This window comes from Herpetosiphon geysericola, from assembly GCF_001306135.1.
GTDB lineage: Bacteria > Chloroflexota > Chloroflexia > Chloroflexales > Herpetosiphonaceae > Herpetosiphon > Herpetosiphon geysericola.
In genome coordinates this window covers 80904-94703 of sequence record NZ_LGKP01000040.1, presented here as the reverse complement: position 1 = coordinate 94703, position 13800 = coordinate 80904, and the positions used below count along the sequence as shown (strand labels likewise).

14 protein-coding genes and 1 pseudogene are annotated in these 13800 nt (G+C 49.7%); 8 read left to right on the top strand and 7 right to left on the bottom strand.

Translation table 11 applies throughout. The annotated features are described in order from the left end of the window. Positions 1 to 63: 63 nt before the first annotated feature. Complete coding sequence (locus tag SE18_RS24330; RefSeq protein WP_054537083.1) at positions 64 to 300, top strand: hypothetical protein; 237 nt, start codon at positions 64 to 66, stop codon at positions 298 to 300. Then, positions 269 to 1972 (top strand): recombinase family protein, encoded by a 1704-nt coding sequence (locus tag SE18_RS28060; protein ID WP_054537082.1) that lies wholly within the window; start codon positions 269 to 271, stop codon positions 1970 to 1972. Before SE18_RS24330 ends, SE18_RS28060 begins: the two co-directional genes overlap by 32 nt. Here SE18_RS28060 and SE18_RS27015 read toward each other — a convergent pair. Then, positions 1869 to 2951, bottom strand: a pseudogene (locus SE18_RS27015) (YifB family Mg chelatase-like AAA ATPase); the annotation flags it as partial. The gene SE18_RS28060 and the pseudogene SE18_RS27015 overlap by 104 nt on opposite strands. Positions 2952 to 3047: 96 nt before the next feature. Then, complete coding sequence (locus tag SE18_RS24310; protein ID WP_054537079.1) at positions 3048 to 3356, bottom strand: hypothetical protein; 309 nt, start codon at positions 3354 to 3356, stop codon at positions 3048 to 3050. 369 nt (positions 3357 to 3725) lie between these two features. Here SE18_RS24310 and SE18_RS24305 point away from each other — a divergent pair, with 369 nt between their 5' ends. Both SE18_RS24305 and SE18_RS24300 read left to right on the top strand, forming a co-directional pair. Then, positions 3726 to 4256: an SIR2 family NAD-dependent protein deacylase gene (locus tag SE18_RS24305; RefSeq protein WP_054537078.1), complete on the top strand. Its 531-nt coding sequence runs from the start codon at positions 3726 to 3728 to the stop codon at positions 4254 to 4256. Then, positions 4228 to 4455 carry an SIR2 family protein gene (locus SE18_RS24300; RefSeq protein ID WP_054537077.1) on the top strand — a complete coding sequence of 76 codons (228 nt, stop codon included), beginning with the start codon at positions 4228 to 4230 and terminating at the stop codon, positions 4453 to 4455. Before SE18_RS24305 ends, SE18_RS24300 begins: the two co-directional genes overlap by 29 nt. A gap of 548 nt (positions 4456 to 5003) precedes the next feature. Here the strand turns inward: SE18_RS24300 and SE18_RS24295 are convergent. After that, the gene (locus tag SE18_RS24295) at positions 5004 to 5780 is read right to left on the bottom strand and encodes a lysophospholipid acyltransferase family protein (RefSeq protein WP_054537076.1); all 777 of its coding nucleotides are present in this window, start codon (positions 5778 to 5780) and stop codon (positions 5004 to 5006) included. A gap of 61 nt (positions 5781 to 5841) precedes the next feature. Here SE18_RS24295 and SE18_RS24290 point away from each other — a divergent pair, with 61 nt between their 5' ends. The 4 genes from SE18_RS24290 to SE18_RS24275 all read left to right on the top strand — a co-directional run bounded on the left by SE18_RS24290 (position 5842) and on the right by SE18_RS24275 (position 10611). Continuing rightward, positions 5842 to 7191 carry a CoA-disulfide reductase gene (locus SE18_RS24290; protein ID WP_054537075.1) on the top strand — a complete coding sequence of 450 codons (1350 nt, stop codon included), beginning with the start codon at positions 5842 to 5844 and terminating at the stop codon, positions 7189 to 7191. 17 nt (positions 7192 to 7208) lie between these two features. Then, entirely contained in the window at positions 7209 to 7934 is a 726-nt protein-coding gene (locus tag SE18_RS24285) for a tetratricopeptide repeat protein (protein ID WP_054537074.1), read from the top strand. A 155-nt stretch (positions 7935 to 8089) separates the two neighbouring features. Continuing rightward, positions 8090 to 9829 carry a vWA domain-containing protein gene (locus SE18_RS24280; protein WP_054537073.1) on the top strand — a complete coding sequence of 580 codons (1740 nt, stop codon included), beginning with the start codon at positions 8090 to 8092 and terminating at the stop codon, positions 9827 to 9829. A 23-nt stretch (positions 9830 to 9852) separates the two neighbouring features. After that, positions 9853 to 10611: a class I SAM-dependent methyltransferase gene (locus SE18_RS24275; protein ID WP_054537072.1), complete on the top strand. Its 759-nt coding sequence runs from the start codon at positions 9853 to 9855 to the stop codon at positions 10609 to 10611. Between the two features lie 48 nt (positions 10612 to 10659). On the opposite strand, the gene csx15 is transcribed toward SE18_RS24275, so the two are convergent. The 4 genes from csx15 to SE18_RS24255 are packed head-to-tail and all read right to left on the bottom strand — an operon-like array spanning position 10660 to position 13800. Continuing rightward, the gene (gene csx15 / locus SE18_RS24270; protein WP_054537071.1) at positions 10660 to 11049 is read right to left on the bottom strand and encodes a CRISPR-associated protein Csx15; all 390 of its coding nucleotides are present in this window, start codon (positions 11047 to 11049) and stop codon (positions 10660 to 10662) included. A 14-nt stretch (positions 11050 to 11063) separates the two neighbouring features. Then, on the bottom strand, positions 11064 to 12404 hold the full coding sequence (gene csx2 / locus SE18_RS24265; RefSeq protein ID WP_054537070.1) for a TIGR02221 family CRISPR-associated protein: 1341 nt from the start codon (positions 12402 to 12404) through the stop codon (positions 11064 to 11066). Positions 12405 to 12406: 2 nt separating this feature from the next. Beyond that, a complete protein-coding gene (cmr6, locus tag SE18_RS24260; protein ID WP_054537069.1) occupies positions 12407 to 13330 on the bottom strand; it encodes a type III-B CRISPR module RAMP protein Cmr6 in 924 nt (307 codons plus the stop codon). A gap of 14 nt (positions 13331 to 13344) precedes the next feature. After that, entirely contained in the window at positions 13345 to 13800 is a 456-nt protein-coding gene (locus tag SE18_RS24255; RefSeq protein ID WP_054537068.1) for a type III-B CRISPR module-associated protein Cmr5, read from the bottom strand.

The following is a 13800-nucleotide window of genomic DNA, read 5'->3' as shown; positions in this document are numbered from 1 at the left end:
AACCTTCCATCACCTATTGATTACCCGCCCTCGTGGCGGGTTTGTTGTTTCTTAGGAGCTGCCATGGATGAATTACCTGTTGCTATTCTTATCGACCCCGAGCCAGCCCCAAGCGATGCGCTGGCGTGTCTTGCCGAGGTGCTGGTGGTGCAGGCGCTTGGCCTTGACGCAGCCATGCAGATTGCGCATAATGCGCTGCATACCACCACCTTAACAACGGCGCGCCAAATACAACTCAAGCGCCAAATAGCCGCACTGGAGCAAGCCTATGAAGACAGCGCACTACATTCGGTACAGTAGTGACCAGCAAACTCGTGGGGCATCGCTGCAATCGCAGTTGGATGCCCTGCGCCGTGCCAGTGATCAGCATGGCGAGACCGTCACCAAGCTCTATATTGACCAAGCCGAGAGTGGCACCACGACCCGCCGCAGTGAATACCAGCAAATGCTGGCCGATGCGGCGGCAGGATTCTTTCAACGGATTCGTTGTGAGTCACTTGACCGCAGTCATCGCGATGTTATGGCATGGAAGCAATTTGAGCACGATATGCAGCGCTTGGGCGTTGATATTGTGTTCAATGATGAATCGCCAGGCATGACCGATGATAGCCGTTCCTTTATGCGGGACATCAAAGCGGCCTTAGCCGCTGATGAGATTCGTCGCACCTCGCAACGCACCTATGCCCGCCAGAAGACCCGCATCGAACGCGGCCACCGCTATGGTGGTGCAGCGCCCTATGGTCTTGCCTTTGATGGCACCGGCTACAAGCCGAATCCTGACACCTACCCGATTCTGTTGTGGATTCTTGAGCAGCGCGGGTTAGGGATGGGCTACCTGCGAATTACCCGCCTGCTGAATACCGCGCAAACACCCTATGGCCGCCCTGATACACCTGGTATGCTGCAATGGATTGCCAAGCCCACCCAAGAGCGCGTTGACCCTACCACAGGGGCCATTATTGATGTGGTAAAACCACAGCCTACCAATATTTGGAATATGAGCACGATTCGCCATATCTGCCGCCAAGCGATTGATGGCATCTACGCGGGCCAGTTGCAATGGGGCCGTGAACACAACCGCACCAATAAGGTGAGCGATGGGCAGGCCAAGACCGTGCTGAAGGTAGCACTCCCCAGTGGGCCGCTGATTCCAACTGACTTGATTGAGCGGGTGCGTGTTGCTGAGTTTGCGATCCCTAACTATGCCCTGAATGCGCGGGGGATTTTCTTGATGAAGCTGCATTGTGGGGAATGTGGGCTACTCATTCACGGCAACACCAGCGGAACCCACCGCAAGGGCAAGCGCTACTACTATCGGATTTACGCATGCAATGGCCGTGGTGCCTATGCAGGACAATGCACCATGCCCCGCGTTCGCGCCTATCGCCTTGAGGGGGCTGTGGTCAAAGCGGTAGTGCAGTATGCAACAGCCCAGCATGCCGCTTTTGATCAGCAGTTGACCGCTGCCGCTGATCGCACCCGAGCAACCCTCGTGCATGGCATTGAAGCCCTCGAGCGCCAGCGCGCTGTGGTGCAGGCAGAATTTACCAGCCTCACCCAACGGGTGCTGCATCATGCCCTGACCGCTTCATTGGTCCAAGCAATCAATGCCCAAGCCGAGGCCTTGGAAGCGAAGCTGGCAACGATGGACGACCAGCGCACCACCCTGACTCGGGCGATTGAGACGCTTGATGAGCAGGCACGCAGTTTGCGTGCCGCCTTCTTTGATGGCATGCTGACCACGCGGATTCTTGCGCAGCTTGATGACCCAACGGTGATTGAGCGGTTACGGAATCCTATTACCAAGCTGGTGAAACATGCAGAACTTCGGCGAGTTGATGGGGAATTACGGGTTGCGCTAACCATGCGCACGGTGGCATTCTGTGAGAATGAGCAAGACACGGACAAGGGTTCATGGCTCCTATTAGCACAAAGTTTGCCGGGAATGCCAAGGTGCCTGCGGCGCGACTGAGCACCACTGTATGATCTTCAAGTGGTTGGCGCAAGACTTCGAGCACTTGTTGGCTAAATTCCGGCATTTCGTCGAGAAACAGCACGCCCCGATGGGCCAGCGAAATCTCGCCTGGCTGCGGGGTGCGGCCACCACCAACGAGGCCAGCATTGGAAATTGTATGGTGCGGCGAGCGAAATGGGCGAGTGCGAATAAACGGCAGATCGCTGGGCAACAGGCCTTTGACCGAATAAATTTTGGTGACATCCAAGGCTTCGTCGAGGCTTAGCGGTGGCAAAATCGAAGGTACGCAACGAGCTAGTAAGGTTTTGCCAGAGCCAGGTGGGCCGCTCATCAATACATTATGACCACCAGCAGCAGCAACTTCTAAAGCACGTTTGACGTGTTCTTGGCCTTTGACATCGGCAAAATCGACGCTATAGCTGAGGCTTTCTGGGGCTGGTGGTTGGCCTTCGTAGGCTGCGATATAGCGCTCGCCATTGAGATGGGCAGCAATCTCGACGATGGAACGCACAGGAATAATCGTAATATCGCCAAGCAAAGCGGCTTCAGCGGCATCGCAATGTGGTACATAAACAGTTTGCAAGCCTTCGCGGCGGGCAATCGTGACCATTGGCAAGATGCCATCGGTGTGGCGCAAAGCTCCATCAAGCGATAGCTCACCGACAAACAGTGCTTGGCTCACATCGGCAGCGATTTGGCCTGAAGCCAATAAAATGCCCACGGCAATTGGCAGATCGTAGGCTGGGCCTGCTTTGCGTAAATCAGCAGGAGCCAAATTGACGGTTAGTCGTTTATCCGGAAAGGAACCGCCACTATTGCGTACGGCGGCGCGGACTCGCTCTTTGGCCTCTTGCACGGCGGTATCGGGCAAGCCTACAATCGTAAAGGTCGGCAAACCACGACTGAGATCAACTTCGACTTCGACTAACGCGCCATCGAGGCCAACCACGGCGCAACTCCAAACTTTCGCCAACATGATGATACCTCCCGTAACAAAACGCTATCGGGAAATAGAGCCACATGTTGGCGATTTTTGGCATGGAGTTGGAATAATTGAGGAAATTAGCCGAAGTTAGTTAACGGCAACCCAATCGAGTTTAACCAATTTATCGGCGACCGTATTCATATCGGCTCCACGGCAACGGCAGCTTGGTTGATGTTGTACAACCACCTGCCATGCGCGGCAGACAACCTGAACCGGCCAGCAATCTTGGCTTGGTACGTGATGTGAGGCACTCACATGATCTATAATTTGTTCAGCAACCATGTAGGCATCGTTATCGTTGATACCTTCGGCTTCGCGGACAATGACGGCTAATTGGACTATATGGCTTGCTACTTTGAGCAAGACCCCACGGCTTTTAACACGTTCGGTTTGCATGGTCTGCGATCCTTTGGCATGAAGGATTGATAGGACGTTTATCGGCAAATACCACAGTGGGTATTGGCAAAATCATAAAAATAGCGGCACGCAATCGTAATCACGTACAGCTAGACACAAATTCAACCCATTTGCTCAAGTAGTCGAATGCAAAAGTGAAGCGTTGCTAAAGAGCATCTACATCCATAAATCTGTCTCATAGTGATAGTAAAACATTCGTAGCCGAATTTCAATAGATTTTGGCCTAAATTATTATGCAAATAATAAACTGTTAATAAAATTTGATTATCTCGATGCTATTTCCTATCACACGCTGTGGTAGCAAATAGCACAAGCGTGCTTTTAATTGAGTTGCGAGGATATTGATCAATGAGTGAATTTGCTGCTGATTTAATCCACCATTTGCGTCAAGCCCAATCAATGGTTGTATTAACTGGCTCTGGAATTTCAGCACCAAGCGGAATTCCGACCTATCGTAGTGCTGCTGCTGATGCTCGTTGGACAGCCTATGATCCTGATAAGGTTGCAACTTTGGTGGGCTTTGAGCGCGATCCGTTTGGCGTTTTTCAGGTGTATCAAACGATGAAGCGTCAATGCGAAGCGGCGCAACCAAATGCTGGCCATTATGCAGTGGCGCAGCTTGAACAATTGGTTCCAGACTTTAAGCTGTTTACCCAAAATATTGATAGTTTGCATCAACGGGCTGGCTCAGGCAATGTTTTTGAGGTGCATGGCAGTTTGGCGCGCACAATTTGCGCGCGTGAACGGCGCTTGGTTGAAACGTGGGATGTTGAGCAACCAATTTGTCCTGCTTGTGGTGCGCCGTTGCGCCCAGATATTGTGTGGTTTGGCGAATTATTTGGATGCAGCGATGCTGCAAGCGGCAAAGGATGCCTTTGATCGCAGCGATGTGGCTTTGGTAATTGGCACATCAGCGATTGTTGAGCCAATTGCTTCGTTGCCGCATCGAGCGTTGCGGCGCAAAAAGACGGTGATTGAAATTAACCCTGATATGCCGTTGCGTGGGATTGCGAGCTATTCGTTGGCGGGTAGTGCTGATGTGGTGTTGCCTCGATTGATTGAGGCTGTGTGGCTTTAATGTGCCCACGAAGATTTTTTAGCCACGAATTGCACGAATTACACGAAGCATTATTTTTTTAGCCACAGATTTTTAGGATTTGGTTTCTGCTAGCCCAAAACCTATAGCCAAATCTCTATTTTAGCCACGAATTACACGAATTGTACGAATGATAATTTTTTGTAGCTACAGATTATTTGGATTCTGTTCCCACAAGCCCAACGCCAATAGCCAATAGCCACATTTCCTTTGCGCCTCTGCGTTAAGTGATCTTGTTGGATTATTGGTATGTTTCTTTAACTACAATATTCGTGCTCTTCGCCGTTGCTGAACTCTAATCCCTTGTCGCTGAATCCTGATCCCTAACCGCCAACACTCGATCTTCAAGCAATCGTTTCGCCACCCTTCCGTCCCTCCGCCGGAGGGAAACGCCGGGGGTTTTCAGCCCCCAGCACCCCCAAATATTTAGTTTGTGGATTGTTTTGATTAATTTTTTATTTCCCCGCTTCCCAACCTTTGCGGTCTTCGTGCTCTTCGCGGTTTCGTTTGTTCCGATCTCCAAATGTTGATTATTGTTGCCACCAACGCACGATTGGCCCCAAAATTTGGTCGAAGCGGTGATTAACTGAGGCTGTGCCCTGCAAAATTGATTGAAAATTGGCAAGATCTTGCTGATTCCACTCGTCACGGAGTTGGTCGGCGGCGCTGGTCAAATTGCGCTCTAAGGTTGGTTGTAGTTGCTCGCGAGTTGTACCAGCATCGACCCAAGTTGGCTCGCCACAGCGAATTAGGGCAACTGGGCGTTGTTCGCCGCTAAATTCATAGCGTAGGGCAACTGGCAAACACCACACATTGCCAGTGCGGGTGGCAATATCGGCAACACCGCGAAAAAGTTGGAGCGGACGGCGATCTGGCGGTATAATTTGGCCCTGCGGAAAAATCCAAACTAATGAGTGGCTGTATTGTTGAAGCTGGGTGCTGGCGTAGCGTATTGAGCGCAGGGCCTCACGCGGTTCTTGGCGGTTAACCGAGAAGCAACCACACCAGCGGAAGAAGAAATAACGAGCGAGCTGCGCTTCTTCCATCATCAGAAAATGGCGGCGGGGGTAGCTGTTGCGAAATAGCTCAAAGGCAAGATGACCATCCCACCAGCTTGTATGGGTCACATAGCACAAAATTGGCTCGCGGCTGCGCAAAATGTCACCCGCTGACCCAACATTGAGCAATACTTGATCGAAGGTTTTGCGCAAGGCTGGCCGAATGAGTGCCCGATAGACCAACCATGCGCCCAAACGATTTGGTTGAGCTGGCAAACGTGGTTGATTATTGGCTGAGCTTAGTGGCATAATCAAGGTCTCATGCTAGTGACAATCTGTCCAAATAGTAGCATAGCTAAAGGAGCCTGCAATGGCTAGCGAGCGCGTGATCGTGATTGGAGCCGTCGCCGCCGGAACGAGTGCTGCGGCCAAGGCCAAGCGTACCAATCCGGATTTGGATATTTGTGTGTATGGCCGCGAAGCCCATGTTTCCTATTCGGCGTGTGGCTTGCCCTATTTGATTAGCGGGGCAGTTGCTGATTATCAGGCGTTAATCGCCCGTACTCCAGCCCAATTTGCCCGCGATGGCGTGACGGTGAAAACTGAACATGAAGTGACTGATCTTGATGTGGCTGCTGGGCGGGTGACGGTGCGCAATTTGGCCACGAATACGACATTCCACGATCATTTTGATCGCTTGGTGCTGGCAACTGGCGCAAGAGTCAATTGTCCACCAGTAAGAGGGATTGAACTACAGGGTGTCTTTCGGTTACGCTCAATGCATGACGGTTTAGCAATTCAAGCCTATATCAATGAGCAGCAGCCCAAGCATGCGGTGGTGGTTGGCGCTGGCTATATCGGGTTAGAAATGGCCGAGGCTTTGCTTGATTTGGGCATTAGCGTGACCTTAATCAACCGCAGCAAAACGGTTTTAAGCTCGCTTGATGACGATATGAGTAATCAGATTATCGAACGACTTGAAGCAGCGGGCGTGCATTTAGCGCTTGGTGCGGCGCTCGAAGGCCTCGAAGGCAAGGCTGATACAGTGACCCATGTGGTTGCTGGCAAGGTCGATTATCCCGCCGAATTGGTGATTATCGCCACTGGAGTGCAGCCCAATAGCGAACTGGCTGCAAGTTGCGGCGCTGAACTTGGCGAAGCTGGGGCAATCAAAATCGACCAAGTAGGCCGTACTACGGTCGATAGGGTGTTTGCTGCTGGCGATTGCTGTACCGTTGATCATCGAATCTTAAATAAGCCAGTGTATATGCCGCTTGGTACCACTGCAAATAAACAAGGTCGAACCCTCGGCGCCTTTCTCGCAGGCCACGAGCGACCATTTCGCGGCGTTGTTGGCACATCGGTGACCAAATTTGCCGATTTACACATTGCCGCGACCGGATTAAGTGTTGAGCAAGCTCTCCACCATGGCTACCACGTTCGTAGCAAAATCATCCATTCGACCGATCATGCGGGGTATTACCCCAATGCTCGGCCCATTACGGTTAAGTTGGTTGCGAACGCAGCCGACGGCACATTGTTGGGTGGCCAAATTATTGGCTACGACGATGTGGCAAAGCGGGTTGATGTGGTAGCGGTGGCATTAGCGGGAAGAATGACGGTAGATGAGTTTGCTTGGCAAGACCTAAGTTATGCACCGCCATTTTCATCGGTGTGGGACCCACTCTTGGTTGCTGCCCAAGCATTGGCTAAAGGCTAAGCTTGAAAGGACATTCTGTGAGCATCGAAACGCTTTTTGCCCACGCCCGTGCTGCGATTAGCACTGGCCGGAAGGAGGAGGGGCGCAGCTTATTAATTTCAATTATTCATGAAAATCCCGATTTTGCGCCAGCTTGGCTGTGGCTCAGCGGGGTTTTGGAGGAGCCAGAAAAACGCCGTGATTGTTTGCAACGGGTGCTGGAGCTTGATCCAACGAACGAAGCAGCGCTCATGGGCTTGGAATTCTTGCGCTTGCAAGTCGTGGTTGATCAAACGCCGCCAGCAGCGCCGGTTGAAAAATCGGTTGCAGCGGTCAAACGTTTGGGCGAATATTTGGTTGAGCAAAAATTTATCAAGCAAATCCAGCTTGAAGCTGCCTTGAGCGAGCAATCCCAAGAAGCCCGCTATGGCCGGATTGTGCCGCTAGGTGATATTTTGCTGCGCCGCCGCTGGCTGACCACCCAAGCACTGGGCAAGGTCTTGGAAGTGCAAAAAATGGCTCGGGCCCAAGGTGGCCAAGCAAGCACCGTCAATCGCTTGGGTGAACATCTGATTGAACAAGGCCTGATTACCCGCACCCAACTGAATCAGGTGATTGCCCGCCAAGCAGATTTGAAAGTGCGCGGCCAGCATTTTCAGGTTGGCGAGTTACTGGTGCTTTCGGGCATGCTCTCGCGCAATCAGTTGCAACACGCAATCGATGAGCAACAACAAACCTTTATGCGCGAATTACCACAGCGCTAGCTTTGGGATTGCAGCCTTCTTCTGCTGCATTACTTTCGCTGCGACCCAAAAGCTCGTTATAATACGACAGCATGGTGCAATCAACACCATGCTGTTTGTTCATTCAGCGCAATCATCTGGGCCTGCACCGAGATGCTTGTGAAGCATCGAGCCTTATGAATTTGCTTGTTCCCTTGGGCTTAATTGGCTTAATTTCGTTGCCAATCATTGCAATTTTGCATATGGTGCGGCAGCGCCGTCAGCGCTTGCGAATTCCCACAATTCGGCTGTGGGCGGCGCTCAAACCACCACCTGAGCGCCAGCAACGCAAATTGCCATTAACGCTTTTATTGGCATTACACCTCTTGGTTGCTGCATGTTTAGCTTTGGGCCTCACCCAACCAAGCTGGATTTTTGGGCTTAACGATCCTCGCCATGTGGTGATTATCCTCGACACAACCTCAAGCATGCTGGCCAACGGCACGTTTGCCCAAGCCCAACAACAAACCCAAAATGTGCTTAGCGATTTGGGCCGTGATGATAGCGTGGCCTTGGTTGAGCTCAACAGTGAAGCCCGCTTGTTGGGTTATGGCGGCTATGCAGAGCGCCAACAATTGCGCCAAATTGTGGCCGAGCTTGCGCCTGCTGGCAATAATGCCAATCTGGCTCAAGCGCTGAGCATTGCCAACGCCACTATCGCCAACGATCGCCTAAATCAAATGCTGGTGTTGAGCGATGGCGCCTTGCCTGCTAGTAGCACACCGCTCTCGGTTGCAGCCGAATTGGAATGGCGCACGCTGGGCGAAAGCACCGCCAACAGCGGCATCGTGACCTTTGCCAGCCGCCGCTTGCCCAATCAACGCAATGCATTGTATGCCCGCGTGACCAATTTTAGCGATTTGCCAGCAGCCAGAACCTTGACCCTGTTGCTTGATGGCCAGCTGGAATCCGAGCAAAACATCGTGATTCAGCCGGGCGGTAGCGAAGAACGTACATGGGAAGTGGGTACTGGCGAATTGGCTGAATTGCAGCTTAGCCCCAACGACGATTATGCAGTTGATGATCGGGCGCTGGTGTCGCTTGATCGTTCTGGCTCGTTGCGGGTGCATTTAGCGACATTAACGCCCTCGCCGCTGGAACGGATGCTGCGGAGTTTGCCTAATATCGAGTTGAGCGTTGGCACGGGGGTTAGCAATCAGCGGGTTGATTTGACGGTGCTGAATGGCGTATTGCCTGAGCAATTACCCAGCAGTGCGCTGTTGATTGTTAATCCACCGCGTGACGAGCGTTTGCTCACCGAGGATAGCATTTTAGGTGAACAGGCCAGTAGTGCGGTGCTTGATGCTGATTTTGCTGGCATCGATCTGTCGAGTGTGCAATGGGGTGGTCGACGCCCAATGACGCGTGAGAATATTCCAACCGGCCTGACCAGTGTGATTGAAACTGATACCCAATTGCCTTTGGTGTTGCGTGGCACGTGGCAAGAGCAAGCCACCATCGTTTGGCTGTTTAATTTGGATAACACCAATCTGAGTGCAAAATTGGCCTTTCCTTTGTTGACGGCGGCCAGCATTGCCAATCTCACTGGCGGATCGTTGCCTGAACAGCTGGCAGCTGGCAGTTTTGCTCCGAATACGCCATTGACGCGTCCTGATGGCCAGCAGCAAGCGCTTGATCAACGGCTGAACCAAGCTGGTTTATATCGGGTGGTTGGTAGCAATCGTGGCGGAATTGCGGTCAATTTTGGCGATCCCCAGGAATCGAATCTTCAGCAACAAACCCAACCAACAATCAGTCAAATTGCTCAGCCTGAGGGCGACCGCTTAGTACCGCAAGGCACGCCATTATGGCCAATTTTGATTGGCTTGGCATTAGCGTTGCTGGTGGTTGAATGGTGGTATAGCTTTCGCAGCTAAGCGTAGTGTGAAGGAGACCAACAATGAGTGATAACCGTCAACGGTTTAGCAATCGAGTTGCCGATTATGTGCAATTTCGCCCGAACTATCCACGCGAAATTTTTGAGCCATTACAAACCCAGCATGGCTTTGGTTCAAGCTCGATCGTGGCCGATATTGGGGCGGGCACGGGCATTTGGAGCGAGCAATTATTGGAGCATGGCGCAACCGTCTATGCAATTGAACCAAACGCACCAATGCGTGAAGCTAGTTTGCAACGTAGTGCGCGCTATCCTAATTTCCAAGTGCTTGATGGCAGCGCTGAAGCCACTGGTTTAGCTGATCAGAGCGTTAATTGGATTACGGCAGCCCAAGCGTTTCACTGGTTTGAGCCAAACGCTACGCGCCGCGAATGGCAGCGAATTTTACGGCCTGAGGGCTGGGTTGCGCTGATTTGGAACCAACGCTCACTTGATGCTACGCCCTTTTTGCGCCAATACGAAGCGCTCTTACACCAATTTGGCAATGATTACTCCACCGTCAAACATACCAATATCGATCCACAACTGATTAGCGACTTTTTTGGCCAGCAACCAGCCTGCTACACCGCCCAAAATGCCCAATATTTTGATCAAGCAGGCTTGCTTGGCCGCGCATTTTCCTCATCGTACACACCCACGCCGGAGCAACCAAACTATCAAGCCCTACGTCAAGGCCTAATCGATGCCTGGCAAGCGTATCAAGTTGCTGGCAAGGTCGCCTTTTTATACACCACGACGGTCTATGTGGGGCGCTTTGCCTAAGTCCAAGCACAGGGCATAGATTAGTTTGATCTATACCCTGTGCTTGGACTACAGCTTGGGAATGCGCCGTGTACGTGCAACTTGGCGAATTGCATCCAAATTGCAAATTTCTGCTACCTCGAAGATGGTTGGGGTAGTCTTGGGCACAGGCCGCATATTGATAATTGGCAGAAAATAGCCTGAACGCCCGTGCAACTCGGCGATAACTGCCAAGGCCAATGGAGCCAAGCCTGGGGGATTGATAATAATCGGTATAGTTTGCCAATCGGCGGTTTTCAAGCTAACGCTTTCAACCAAATCATAAGCAACCTCGCCCAAAGGCCGCATCCGGCTCACTTGGGTATCGACAAAACATAGTTGTGGAGTTTCTTCAACGATGGCCACGACTTGGCTAAACTGCGCATCAGTCAATGGATGGGCAAAGTTAATCAGAAGCATAGGCTTTCCTTCAATTATTCGGTCGGTAATAAAGCATACAGCCGTTGGCAGATAGTTTCAGCCTGTTCAGCAATTTCTGTGGCGGTTCGGCTATTACCTATATCCAGCCCACAATGAGCAATATCATTACGAATAGTGCGAATTGAAGCATCTTCGCTATCCCAAACAGCTTGTATTTTTTCGATTGACTTTTGTAGTTTAGCCGACATAACCATTTTAGGTTTCTTGTTGTCATTTCGTTGTGATCGGTTATTGTTTTGCTGAGGTGAATAGCCATTGATAAAACTCTCAATAACCTTCTTTTCATTATAAATAAACATATCAACTTTCTCACCATCAGCATTTTGGTAATAGACACTCAACAATATCAGCCACTCGCGGGCTAAAGTCATAGCTTGAATTGGTAATCCCTTTTCGAGATACCACTTAATCATCTCGAGTTGGACTGCTAAAAAAGCCCGTTGTTGCTGGCGAGCTGTCGCATAAGCCTCACTCAAATCTGCCATCGGCTCAGTAGCAATCGCAAACGGGCTATATTCATCTTTGATCCGTTCCAACAACTGTTGATACGGTTGCATGGCTGGGTTTTGTTGCACGGCGGCTTCAACCTTGGCTAAGGCTTGCTCAAAGCCTGAGGCAGCTTGCATCACGCCAACTGGGCGGGTAGTTAATAACTCTTGCGAAAGTTTGTGTACTTGTTTGGCAAAACCTTCAACTGCATCGTTTTTAAACGTTTCAGCAAGTTTGGTCAATTGTTCGGCACGACCTGTTTGAATAAAGGTGTTGGTGGCAGTAGTCCAGTCGAGTAGGGTTAAGAAGGCAGACAGGTCGAAAACAGGAGATTCAGAGAATTTAATGTTATTTTCTGAATCTTTCTCTTCTACTCTTGCATCCCAAGCACCATACACCAAATGGGTAATTTTGGCGTTTTTAATAACTTTAATAAATGATGCAATAATCATTGTTATCACTGGTTGTGAGCGAAAAGCATTTGTAATATCAAAAATGATCTCATCATTATAATCAATAACCTTAACGATAGACTTGAAAATTTCCCAAAGTTCCGTATCATTTCTTCCAGAATCAATAGGAACAGGTATCACCCGAACTTTTTGCAATTTCAAGGTTTCTTTGAGATTTTTAGGATTTTCCGAGTTATCCCAATGCTCTTTTCTCGCCTCTTCTGTCATAACGATATATAGTTCTTCAATATCAGGATAGAAAAATGTTAATGTTGCACTGAAATATTTATTCCAATCGGCTTTGATAACATTTCCAGTTTTAGAATCTGTATAACAATATTGGGTAAAACTATAGCGGCCTTTGCCTAAAAATGCGATGGCTTTCTTAGTCATAATTAAACTCCTTGATTTAATAACTTTACAATCTCGGCTTCATTAAGGGATTTAAGCTCCATCCGTCCATACCCACTAGAAGTTTTGGCGCCAATGCCTATATGCGTAAGGCCATTGGCTAGCAATGTGCGGGCGGTATCACGCCAACCTTCTACTCCGCTGAGTGCTACTAAATAGTGACCAGTCGCGCTGAGAAACTGAATAATCGTCGGGCTATCCCAATCGGCTGGTGGCATACTTTGGTCTTGATCACCATTGGGATTAGGCTTTTTCTTGCCTTGATAATACTCAGGATGATGCACGGTAATCACATCGGGATGTAATGGGCCTCCAGTTTCAGCAGTATCAGGCATATACAAGGCATCGTAAAAGCTAACGCAGCCACTTAGCTCGGTTGTGCCAAATAATTCGCGATGAAATTTGCCACCCTTTGCCCAATCGTTGGGTGTATCTGCATTGGCAGCTCCTTGGCCGAGGCGTTGGTGGGCGAAGCTCGATGCCAATCCCTTCAAGGCACTGCCAGGAATGTACGGCATGCCATAGGTGCGCTGCAAAGCAATCGAGTTTTCGAGCACGCTTTCGGCTCCCAGCCCCACGACCATGCGACCCTTGACTTCCGCCTTCAGCAAGCAAATATCGGGAATTTCCTTTAACGCGTTCAACCAGCGAGCAAAAAATTGTTGATAGAGTTTTAATACTGGTTCTTTTCTGGCAATCTGCGAACCTCTACAAAAATGTTTAGTTAATGGATTATCTGATGTGCATTCATCATGTTTAACTGGATGTTTTCCGACTAGTGCATTATTCGGACGTTGCTGATTCGCTTTATTTTCAGGTTGTTCGGGCAAATAGCGGTCAAGCCATAAGCCTGCATGCGCTACATTGTCTACTGTGACCTTATTTAAACTATCACGCCGACTATTCATAAATACCTCAATGTTTATTGAATTGCATTGCTTGGATCAATATCAAGAATGCTTTGAACAAAACGCTTGTACCAAAGTAATGCATCTAAAGCTTGCTGAGTTCGGTACATATACTCAGCTAATTCTAATTCAGCTACTTTAGCAGCGAAATCTTGAGCTTTACAGGTAAAGTTAATAGTTATGGCAAGATGTTCTAGAAATAAGTTAATCTCTGACTTATCGCGTGATTGGGCAAATGCTAAAGCTTGAACTAAACCTGCATTTCTAATCAAGATTGGTAATTTGTGCGCCATCGAGCCATATACATTGCGACTCGTTTGATATTTTGCCTCAATAGATTTCTCTTCTTTGGATTTCTCAGTGTTGGGTTTATCAACTGGTTTTGGATATTGTTTTAAGACTGTTTCAATATGAGCATACGCTGAAGCAGCAAATTTCTGATCACGAGTTTGAAAAACTGAATTACTCAT

Coding starts and splice junctions, on each gene's coding strand:
- SE18_RS24330 (WP_054537083.1), top strand. CDS start 64: ATGGATGAATTACCTGTTGCTATTCTTATCGACCCCGAGCCAGCCCCA.
- SE18_RS28060 (WP_054537082.1), top strand. CDS start 269: ATGAAGACAGCGCACTACATTCGGTACAGTAGTGACCAGCAAACTCGT.
- SE18_RS24310 (WP_054537079.1), bottom strand. CDS start 3,356: ATGCAAACCGAACGTGTTAAAAGCCGTGGGGTCTTGCTCAAAGTAGCA.
- SE18_RS24305 (WP_054537078.1), top strand. CDS start 3,726: ATGAGTGAATTTGCTGCTGATTTAATCCACCATTTGCGTCAAGCCCAA.
- SE18_RS24300 (WP_054537077.1), top strand. CDS start 4,228: ATGCTGCAAGCGGCAAAGGATGCCTTTGATCGCAGCGATGTGGCTTTG.
- SE18_RS24295 (WP_054537076.1), bottom strand. CDS start 5,780: ATGCCACTAAGCTCAGCCAATAATCAACCACGTTTGCCAGCTCAACCA.
- SE18_RS24290 (WP_054537075.1), top strand. CDS start 5,842: ATGGCTAGCGAGCGCGTGATCGTGATTGGAGCCGTCGCCGCCGGAACG.
- SE18_RS24280 (WP_054537073.1), top strand. CDS start 8,090: ATGAATTTGCTTGTTCCCTTGGGCTTAATTGGCTTAATTTCGTTGCCA.
- SE18_RS24275 (WP_054537072.1), top strand. CDS start 9,853: ATGAGTGATAACCGTCAACGGTTTAGCAATCGAGTTGCCGATTATGTG.
- csx15 (WP_054537071.1), bottom strand. CDS start 11,049: ATGCTTCTGATTAACTTTGCCCATCCATTGACTGATGCGCAGTTTAGC.
- csx2 (WP_054537070.1), bottom strand. CDS start 12,404: ATGACTAAGAAAGCCATCGCATTTTTAGGCAAAGGCCGCTATAGTTTT.
- cmr6 (WP_054537069.1), bottom strand. CDS start 13,330: ATGAATAGTCGGCGTGATAGTTTAAATAAGGTCACAGTAGACAATGTA.
- SE18_RS24255 (WP_054537068.1), bottom strand. CDS start 13,800: ATGAGTAATTCAGTTTTTCAAACTCGTGATCAGAAATTTGCTGCTTCA.